The following is a 9,385-nucleotide window of genomic DNA, read 5'->3' as shown; positions in this document are numbered from 1 at the left end:
TGCTTACTTACAACCTTCTTAAAGGTCTTCCCTAAGCAGCGGAGGCGCATTATAGGGAGGGATTTTTCGGAGTCAACAACTAAAAAAGATTTATTTTATTTTTCTGACCAAAGCTGCTCATACACCTTGGAAATACCGTCGAACTCACTCTGAAGAGAGAACTTCTCCCGCACAATCTTTTGACCTTCAGCTTTGAAGGACGCCAGATCCGTTCCACCGTCTAAAATGGATATAAGTGCATTTTGCAGTTGATTCTGATCCCCACAGTCAACGAGAAGACCATTCTTACCTTCGACGACCATATCTTCATAGGCACCCGTTTTCGACGCAACGACAGCAGTACCCGAAACCATAGCTTCTATGGGTACAAGCCCAAACCCCTCATAAAGCGCCGGCGCACAGACGATATCCAATGCGTGATAAACCGCGGGCATGTTTTCCAAGCCAACTTCGTTTAACCACAAGAAACGATCTGAAAAACCCGCGGCTGATATCAGATTTATAAGCTGCGTTTTAAACGGTTGGTATTTGGCCGTTGCTTTACCGACGATGACTGCGCAAACATCGTCATACAGTCGCATACTTTCCAACATACTTCGTACGAACAAATCGGTGCCCTTTTCAGGCCGAACACGACCGACAATGCCTACCACCCGCCCCCTTCCCGCCAAACGCGCCAATTCAGGCACAGTAGCTAAACCATGCTCAAACCGCTGAAGGTCAACACCGTGGGGAACAACCCTATAGACGTGAGGAACAAAAGAAGCTGCTTTCGAACTGCACGCAATGACGGCATCCATTTTTTTAATCAATTGTCTTGGATACCAGCTGTGGCGGCGAATAGCCGCGCTGGTAAAGACAATGCGGACATTAAGGTGAAGTAAATCTCGAGCGACTATCGCCCAAAACATTTCATTATTGCGGCGAACATGCCATATGCGAAACGGCCTGTTAAAAATAGGCATCCGCAATATTTTCCATGCTTCATACAAGGTCACGATTGAGTAACCCGACATTGGCTTGCGGAACACCAACGCGGTGGAAAATGTTTGAGTTGTTGCGGGTACCAGTGCTCGAACTGAAGAACTGACGCCTGAAATGCGGTGATGCAAGTCACTCAGAAGCAGCTCTACATTATTGTCCTTGGGCGTTTGTTTAGGCTTTATGGGCTGCCTCCAGGTACTCTTCAGATTGCATTTCCAAAAGACGACTGACCGTGCGCTGAAATTCAAATGACAATTTGCCATCCAAATACAAGTGCTCAACAGCCTGCTCCGCCGTCAAAAGCAATTTCACACTGCGATCATAAAATTCATCCACAAGATTAATGAAGCGCCGGGCGGAGTCATCGTTCTTCCCGTTAAAAACTGGAATATTACTGATCAGTACAGCATGGAACCGTTGAGCAACCTCGATGTAGTCATTCTGCGATCTGGGACCTTCACAGATATCCTTAAAATCAAATAAGACAACGTCATCGCACACCCAGCGGGCTCTTATCTTTCGCCCTAGAATATCCAGATCTGCGTCGGATTTCGCTTCATCGACATCGGGCGCCAGCTTCTGAAAACTGGTCATCAGATTTTGCTCGGCAGCTTCGTCGAGCGGCGAATGAAAAATCTCTACCTGCTTGAGGGTGCGCAATCGATAATCCGTGCCGCCATCGACATTCAGGACGGCAACATGTTGTGTGATTAATTCAATTGCCGGTAGAAACAACTTCCGCTGCAGCCCATCTTTATAGAGCTGATCCGGCTCAATATTAGATGTAGCAATGAGCGTTACGCCTTCGTCGAACAAAGTTTCCAGTAAATTTGCTAAAATCATTGCGTCGCCAATGTCACTGACAAAGAACTCATCAAAGCACAGAACGCGAACTTGTTCAGCAAATTCGCGTGCGACGATCTTGAGCGGGTCCGACTTGCCCTTGTGTACCTTCAATTGTTCATGAACCAAACGCATGAAGTGATGGAAGTGCAGACGATTCTTTTCCGGAAAGGGAATGGCGTCGTAGAAGGTATCCATCAAATAGGTTTTGCCTCGACCGACACCACCCCAAAAATACAATCCCTTCACTTTATCGGGCTTTGCACCTAATTTGGCCGATAGCTTGCCGTACCAGGCTTTTTCCTTGCCTGAACGTTTTATAAGCTGCTCGTAAACACCTTGCAACGCTTTGACGGCCTGCTCCTGTGACAGGTCATGGGTAAAGTCTTTACGGGTCAAATCTTGCTGATAACGAGCCCAAGGCGAATTCATTCGTCACTCCAAACCAAATAATGCGGCGATTGTATCGTGGCCACCCAGACAATCAATGACTGTTAGGCACAATTGTTTAAGCCTTATTAATTATGTCGCACAAATCGGAAGACGCTATACTTGAATCTGTGCACAGTTAACTTTTGGAGACAGATACAATGCAAATGCAATGGACAACTTTTGCTGCCGCCCTTTTTGCTGCTTTTTTAGTCGGCGCCCTGATCAGTCGGGTGCTGTTGAAAAGGGATGGACAGGACCGCTCCGGGTTACGCAGACAATTGGATGAACTGAAGCAACAACATCAATCCTATCAGATTAACGTAACTGAACATTTCAGCCGTACGACGGAATTGATTGAAGAGCTGAACAAAAACTATTCCCGTATTCAGGATCATTTAAATCATGGTGCGGAACAATTCGTAAAACCCGAATATCGACTGGAGTCTGCTCGTTCGGGTGAAACCAGACTGGAAGACCTGGCACCTGTCAGTAAGCCTGTCACAGATGAACACACAGGCCCCCGCGATTACGCGCCCAAAGCGCCGAATGAGGAAGGTACGCTGTCAGAGACTTATGGTCTGAAGCGAACGGATTTCATTACCGATGAAGAAAAACCCGCAAACTGATTGTCTTAGAATAGACATATAGCAAAAAGCTCTTAAACATGTAATTAAAATAACAAAAAGCTTTGGTATAGTTCGCTCACTGTCATCTACTCTGTGAGCGAACCATGGCTTTACAAAACTTTACCCACCTTAAACAGCTAGAAGCTGAAAGTATTCACATCATTCGTGAAGTCGTTGCGGAATTTGATAACCCTGTGATGCTCTATTCCATAGGTAAAGATTCCGCGGTTATGCTGCATTTGGCCAGAAAAGCCTTTTTCCCGGGGAAGCTGCCTTTCAAGCTTCTGCATGTCGATACCGACTGGAAATTCAAGGAAATGATCGAATTCCGCAGTCAGATGGCAGAGAAATATGATCTCGACATTCTGGTTCACAAAAATCCAGAGGGTTTAGCTCAGGGTATCAATCCATTTGATCACGGTAGCTCTAAGCATACTGACATCATGAAAACCCAAGCCTTGAAGCAGGCCTTGGATAAGTATGGCTTTGATGCCGCATTTGGCGGCGCGCGACGCGACGAAGAAAAGTCCCGCGCAAAAGAACGCGTGTATTCATTCCGGGATAGAAATCATCGCTGGGACCCAAAAAACCAAAGGCCGGAACTTTGGAATGTTTACAATGCCCGAATCAACCGCGGAGAGTCCATTCGAGTTTTCCCTCTATCTAACTGGACAGAACTGGACATCTGGCAATACATCCATTTAGAGGGCATCGACATTGTTCCGCTCTACTTCGCCGACAAACGGCCGGTTGTTAATCGTGACGGCATGCTTATCAACGTAAATGATGACCGTATGAAATTACTGCCCAGAGAAAAAATCGAATACCGCAACGTTCGATTCCGAACGCTCGGCTGTTATCCGCTGACCGGTGCCGTTGAATCGACAGCGACAACACTTCCTGAAATTATCCAGGAAATGCTGTTGACCACAACGAGTGAGCGACAAGGTCGGGCCATTGACCATGATTCTTCAGGGTCAATGGAAAAGAAAAAACAGGAAGGCTACTTCTGATTACGGAGCATTACTATGTCACATCAATCTGATTTAATTTCAACCGATATCAACGCCTACCTGGAACAACATCAGAATAAGGAGTTGCTGCGTTTTCTGACCTGCGGAAGCGTAGACGATGGCAAATCAACACTGATCGGCCGATTATTGCATGACTCCAAAATGATCTATGAAGATCAGTTAGCTGCCATTGAAAAAGACAGTCAGAAATCGGGCACAACCGGAGAGAAAATCGACCTAGCTCTACTCGTAGACGGTCTTCAAGCAGAACGTGAACAGGGCATTACCATTGACGTTGCCTATCGCTATTTCTCGACCAGCAAACGCAAGTTTATCATTGCGGACACACCGGGACATGAACAATACACTCGGAACATGGCCACCGGCGCTTCGACCTGTGATTTGGCCATCATCTTAATTGACGCCCGTTATGGCGTGATGACGCAAACACGCAGACACAGCTTTATTGCCCACCTGTTGGGGTTAAAGCATGTCATCGTGGCCGTAAACAAAATGGATCTGGTCGATTACAGCCAAGAACGTTTTGAAGAAATCCGTGCGGATTACCTGGCCTTTTCTGAACAGTTGGAGATTCCTGACATACGCTTTGTGCCTATTTCTGCGCTAGAAGGTGACAATGTCGTCACCATCAGTGATGCCATGTCTTGGTTTGAAGGCGAGCCGTTAATGGCCTTGCTGGAAAACATCGAAATTGCCAGAGATCACAAGCTCGAACAGTTTCGCTTGCCAGTGCAATATGTGAACCGACCTAATCTGGATTTTCGCGGTTTCGCTGGCACGATCAGCGCAGGCATCATTAAACCGGGTGACGCTGTTACCGTATTGCCGTCAGGTCAATCTTCGACGGTTAGCCGAATTGTGACATTCGACGGTGATCTTGACCAAGCGCATGTGGGTCAAGCAGTGACTCTGACATTGAACGATGAAATTGATGTCAGTCGCGGCGACATGTTAGTGCGTAAAGGTGAAAAACCGTTTATATCGCAAGCATTCAAAACGACGTTAATCTGGATGCAGGACTCCGAACTGCAACCCGGTCGACAATACTATTTCAAGATTGGGCATCAACTCACCAGCGGCACTGTTACCCACATTGAGCAGCAAATTGATGTGAACACCATGGAGCGCAGTAAGGTCGATCGCCTGGCTTTGAATGCTATCGCGGAAGTGACTATTCAACTGAACAAACCTGTCGTCGTTGACTCCTATCGGGAAAACCGCAGTACCGGGGCTTTTATTGTCATTGACCGACTATCAAATGGGACCGTTGCGGCAGGTATGATCATTGAGCCCACGGATTCTGTTGAGCGTGGCATGGTGACTGACCAGGACCGGGAAAACCGACATCATCAAAAACCAGTTACGTTGCTGATTAATGACGAAGACGCTGCTGAAAAAGCGGTCGCTCTGGAACAAAGCCTTTTTGCTTTGGGCCATACTGCCGTCATTGTGCGCGCTGAAGATGCATTAACCGTATGTCCGTATATTGAAGCAGCGGGTTTGATCGCTATTGTCGCCGGAGGCCAAGAACTGCCGTTTGGTATCCGAATAGACACCAGCGACATTAAACACGCTATTGAAGGCTTGAATAAGCAGGGAATACTACTGGACCTTTAACAGAACAAGAGGAGCCCACGGCTCCTCTTCTTTTAGCAATATAATGGTCTTTAATTGTTAGACCGGAATCGGCAAATCAATAAACTGGACGTCCAGATCAAATTGTTTTGCCAGATGATCACCCAAGGCCTTAACCCCACCGCGCTCAGTTGCATGGTGCCCAGCAGCAAAATAATGAACACCGCTTTCGACCGCCAAATGAACTGTCGGTTCGCTTATCTCGCCAGAAACAAAGGCATCGACACCGGCGTCAATAGCCGCCTGAAGATAGTTATCCGCGGACCCCGTGCACCAGGCAATGGATTCAATATCATCGGAATCTTCGCCAATATGCAATACATCATAATTCAACACTTCAGACAGTTTGCGCCTCAAACTGGCCCCGGTTTCCGCACCATCAACTTGCCCCAATAAACCAACAGCGCCGGGTAAATCCCCCTCGATTGTCCAACCCATCGTGTTAGCCAATTGGACGTTATTACCAAAAGACGGATGAATATCCAACGGTAAATGGTAAGCAAACAGGCTCATATCATGTTCAAGCAAGGTCGCTATGCGACTTTTCTTGATTCCGGTAATGACTGGGTTTTCTCCTTTCCAGAAATACCCATGATGGACCAGAATTGCCTGTGCGTTGTGAGCGATCGCTTCTTCTATCAGCCGTTGACTGGCTGTTACTCCTGTCACAATCCGTTCAATGTGCTCGCAACCCTCCACCTGCAAACCGTTTGGACAATAATCGCTGATGTTTGATACATCGAGTAATTCACTTAAATAGGCTTGTAGCTCTGAGCGCAGAACAGGCATGATAGAAACCTCTTTGAGTTGTTATGTTTAATTTATTATGTCACCACAAACACGTACAAAAGACTGGATTCTCCCAATTGCCATTGGCCTTGTTGTGGGTTTGGTCATTCTTCTTTACCAGTACTGGCAGAAGCCAATCAGTAGTGAGCGCGAACTCACGTTAAAAACCAGTTATGCAGATATTATAGAACCTGTTTTGCCCTTTACCGTCAGCATTTTGAGCAATCGCAATAGCGATCAGAATATCAGTGCCTTAGCAGAAGACCCGTATTTTTCAAAATTTATAAAACCCGGCCCCAGACAACAAACCAGCTTAGGGTCTGGCATTATCATTAATCGACAGGGCACGGTGGTTACCAATGCCCATGTAATTAAGGAAGCCAATGAGATCATTATACTTACAAATGACGGGGACCTTGTCCAAGTCAATCGAGTACTGATTGATCCAGAGACAGACATAGCGGTGCTGGATACGAACTTGCAAATCAGTGCGGACTTACCATTCGAGATGAGTGGAGAAGACCGAGTAGGAGACCTAGTGTTTACCATTGGCAATCCGTTTGGGATTGGTCAGTCTGTCTCAATGGGAGTTATCAGCGCAACCGGACGACAACAACCAGGATTGACTCAGTTAACAGACTTTATTCAGACCGATGCGGCCATTAATCCCGGTAACTCTGGTGGTGCGTTGATAAACGCCAACGGAAAAGTCATTGGCATGAATACAGCAATTTTCTCGTCAACAGGCGGTTCACAAGGCATTGGCTTTGCCATCCCCTTTATGCACGTGTTGAGCGTTGCGCAAGAACTAGCACGGAACGGTAAGGTAACACGTGGCTACTTGGGAATCGATGTCGCCGAACTGACACCGACAGAATTGGGGGATTTAAAAGCAATGGCAGCCTTAAAGGTGACGTCCATAGCCCCGGGCAGTCCGGCTGCCCAGGCGGGTCTCATGGTTGGTGACACCCTGTTGGAGATCAACAACACACCAGTCCAGAGCCGTATCCAGGCAACGCGAATTATTTCTCAACTGATGCCAGGTAAGCGAACGTCTATTCTGATCAATCGCGAAGACGAACGCATTACGCTTGAAGTTACCCTCAGTGTTAAAAACTGAAGATCCTTAGCGTCGGACCCAGAGGCTTATTGAACAAGGCGGTACATCAAAGGTAAGAGTGCCCGAAAGCTGCGACATTCGCGCACCGCCCTCCAGCTGTTCCCACTCAGACGTTAGCGGTATAAGCCTATCGCGACATTCCAACGAACAGCCTTCACCGCGATTCAACACAATGAGCGCTTGTTCCGATTCCAAAACACGCGCAAACACCAAGCAATCCGATTCCGCGTAGAGGTCAACGACAGCGCCGGAGGCCAAACTGGTCAACGTCGTTCGGTGTTTAATCCAACGCTGGGTGTGCTCAAACAACCCCAGATTCCACTCGGCCTCGTCCCATGGAAAGGTCCCGCGGCATCCTGGATCATTCTCCCCTGTTAAGCCAATTTCTGTCCCATAATAAAGGCAGGGTGTACCGATGTAAGTCATCAGGAAGCCAATTGCGACATTCAGCAACTCAACATTTCCTTTCAGCATGGATAAGAATCGCGGTGTGTCATGACTGTCTAACTGATTGAACTGCAGCAATTGATGTTTAAAAGAAATTCTGGCCCTGGTTTCACGCAACCACTTACCGAATTGCTGTGCGTCCAGTTTTATCGGATGCAACGCAATATCGAGACCGGCAAAAAACGCTCTGACCGGATGGGCAAAGCCAAAATAATTCATGGCGCAATCTTCCTGATCGCCCTGCAACCAGGCTGTCGCTTCAAAGAAATGCTCCCCTAACAACAACGCTTCGGCGTTTTCCGACTTAATAACCTGGCGTAACTCACGCAGATAGTGGTCGTTGTTCTTAGCGCCTGACCCTTCGCCAATCATGTGAACCACATCCATTCGCCAGCCGTCGATATTATAAGGCGGCCGCAACCAATGCCGAATCACGGAATCGCCGCCTGTGATCATGTCTTTCAACACAACGGGGTCACTAAAATCCAATGTCGGTAAATTTTTATGCCCTTTCCAGCTCGCGTAACCGTGTTCGTTGAACACATACCGGGCTTTATCTTGCTCAGACCCGGCGAGTGCTGCCTGAAACCAGGGATGCATGATACTGGTATGGTTGATCACGGCATCCAGAACGACCTTCATCTGGTTGGAATGGGCCGTCTCGATCAGCTGTTGCAACGCGCTGTTACCGCCAAAATGTGGATCGACATTAAAATAATCGATCGTGTCGTATTTATGAGACGACTGAGAGGTGAAAACGGGGTTAATGTACAGTGCAGTTACACCGAGCTGTTCCCGAAGATAAGGCAAACGCTCTCGTAATCCGATTAAATCCCCGCCAAAGAACTCAAATCCGCCGGTTTTATGGTCGGGTTGCTCGTGCCACTGCTTGGCGACGATATCAACGCGGTCAAGATACCGATACTCGCCACTGAAAGGAGACAAAGTCGGGTCACCATTTGCGAAGCGTTCCGGGAATATTTGATAGAAAACCTGCTCCGATGGCCATGCAGGAATATGTGCATCGTGACTAACGCGAAACATGTGAATATTGCGTGGCATGTGGGGCTCTGTTCCCGCCGAACCCAGCCAACAGGAATCATCCTCACCGACAAATTTAAACAGGTACTCCGTTTGATGGGTATGTGGACTCTTAGTCACCTCAGCGTCATAGAAACACCAAAGACCCACCCTTTCCTTCGCGCTCATGGCAACGAGATATTCTTCATTATCTGGCTCAATGCGGACAAATAACTGCTCGGGTTGAGGGTCCTGAACCGCCAGCCGCAACAAGAGAGTCTGCCCAGAATCTGAACAATATCCGTCTATCGCTTCATGAAAGGCCAGTACATCCATCCTGATCACTCTTATTTCATTATTGTGGGGATTATTGAACCAGAGGAGGTCCGGCAAACTAAGGGGGAATTAGCAAAGGGGTGCAATGCGGGTCTGGAATTATACGTTTAACCCGGCGA

General features: G+C 47.6%; 8 protein-coding genes. 4 read left to right on the top strand and 4 right to left on the bottom strand.

Annotated features, from left to right (window positions below; genetic code table 11):
* Positions 1 to 95 precede the first annotated feature (95 nt).
* Both IYN85_RS17225 and zapE read right to left on the bottom strand, forming a co-directional pair.
* Positions 96 to 965, bottom strand: a complete 870-nt coding sequence (locus tag IYN85_RS17225; RefSeq protein WP_196160152.1) for a glycosyltransferase family 4 protein — start codon at positions 963 to 965, stop codon at positions 96 to 98.
* 190 nt (positions 966 to 1,155) lie between these two features.
* Entirely contained in the window at positions 1,156 to 2,259 is a 1,104-nt protein-coding gene (gene zapE / locus IYN85_RS17220; RefSeq protein WP_196160151.1) for a cell division protein ZapE, read from the bottom strand.
* Positions 2,260 to 2,417: 158 nt separating this feature from the next.
* On the opposite strand from zapE, the gene IYN85_RS17215 reads away from it, so the two are divergent.
* From IYN85_RS17215 to cysN, 3 genes are all read left to right on the top strand, one after another.
* A complete protein-coding gene (locus IYN85_RS17215) occupies positions 2,418 to 2,885 on the top strand; it encodes a YhcB family protein (protein ID WP_196160150.1) in 468 nt (155 codons plus the stop codon).
* A 104-nt stretch (positions 2,886 to 2,989) separates the two neighbouring features.
* Positions 2,990 to 3,898: a sulfate adenylyltransferase subunit CysD gene (gene cysD, locus IYN85_RS17210; protein WP_196160149.1), complete on the top strand. Its 909-nt coding sequence runs from the start codon at positions 2,990 to 2,992 to the stop codon at positions 3,896 to 3,898.
* A 15-nt stretch (positions 3,899 to 3,913) separates the two neighbouring features.
* Positions 3,914 to 5,536, top strand: a complete 1,623-nt coding sequence (gene cysN, locus IYN85_RS17205) for a sulfate adenylyltransferase subunit CysN (protein WP_196160148.1) — start codon at positions 3,914 to 3,916, stop codon at positions 5,534 to 5,536.
* 57 nt (positions 5,537 to 5,593) lie between these two features.
* Here cysN and IYN85_RS17200 read toward each other — a convergent pair whose 3' ends face one another.
* Entirely contained in the window at positions 5,594 to 6,343 is a 750-nt protein-coding gene (locus IYN85_RS17200; RefSeq protein ID WP_196160147.1) for a Nif3-like dinuclear metal center hexameric protein, read from the bottom strand.
* 37 nt (positions 6,344 to 6,380) lie between these two features.
* Between IYN85_RS17200 and IYN85_RS17195 the strand changes: the two genes are divergently transcribed.
* The gene (locus tag IYN85_RS17195) at positions 6,381 to 7,463 is read left to right on the top strand and encodes a S1C family serine protease (RefSeq protein ID WP_196160146.1); all 1,083 of its coding nucleotides are present in this window, start codon (positions 6,381 to 6,383) and stop codon (positions 7,461 to 7,463) included.
* Between the two features lie 6 nt (positions 7,464 to 7,469).
* Here IYN85_RS17195 and malZ read toward each other — a convergent pair whose 3' ends face one another.
* Positions 7,470 to 9,266, bottom strand: coding sequence for a maltodextrin glucosidase (malZ, locus tag IYN85_RS17190; protein ID WP_196160145.1), 1,797 nt, complete (start codon positions 9,264 to 9,266; stop codon positions 7,470 to 7,472).
* Positions 9,267 to 9,385 lie beyond the last annotated feature (119 nt).

The sequence above is a fragment of the Reinekea sp. G2M2-21 genome (genome assembly GCF_015687175.1).
Classification (GTDB): Bacteria; Pseudomonadota; Gammaproteobacteria; order Pseudomonadales; family Natronospirillaceae; genus Reinekea.
This window is presented reverse-complemented; position numbering and strand designations above follow the sequence as displayed.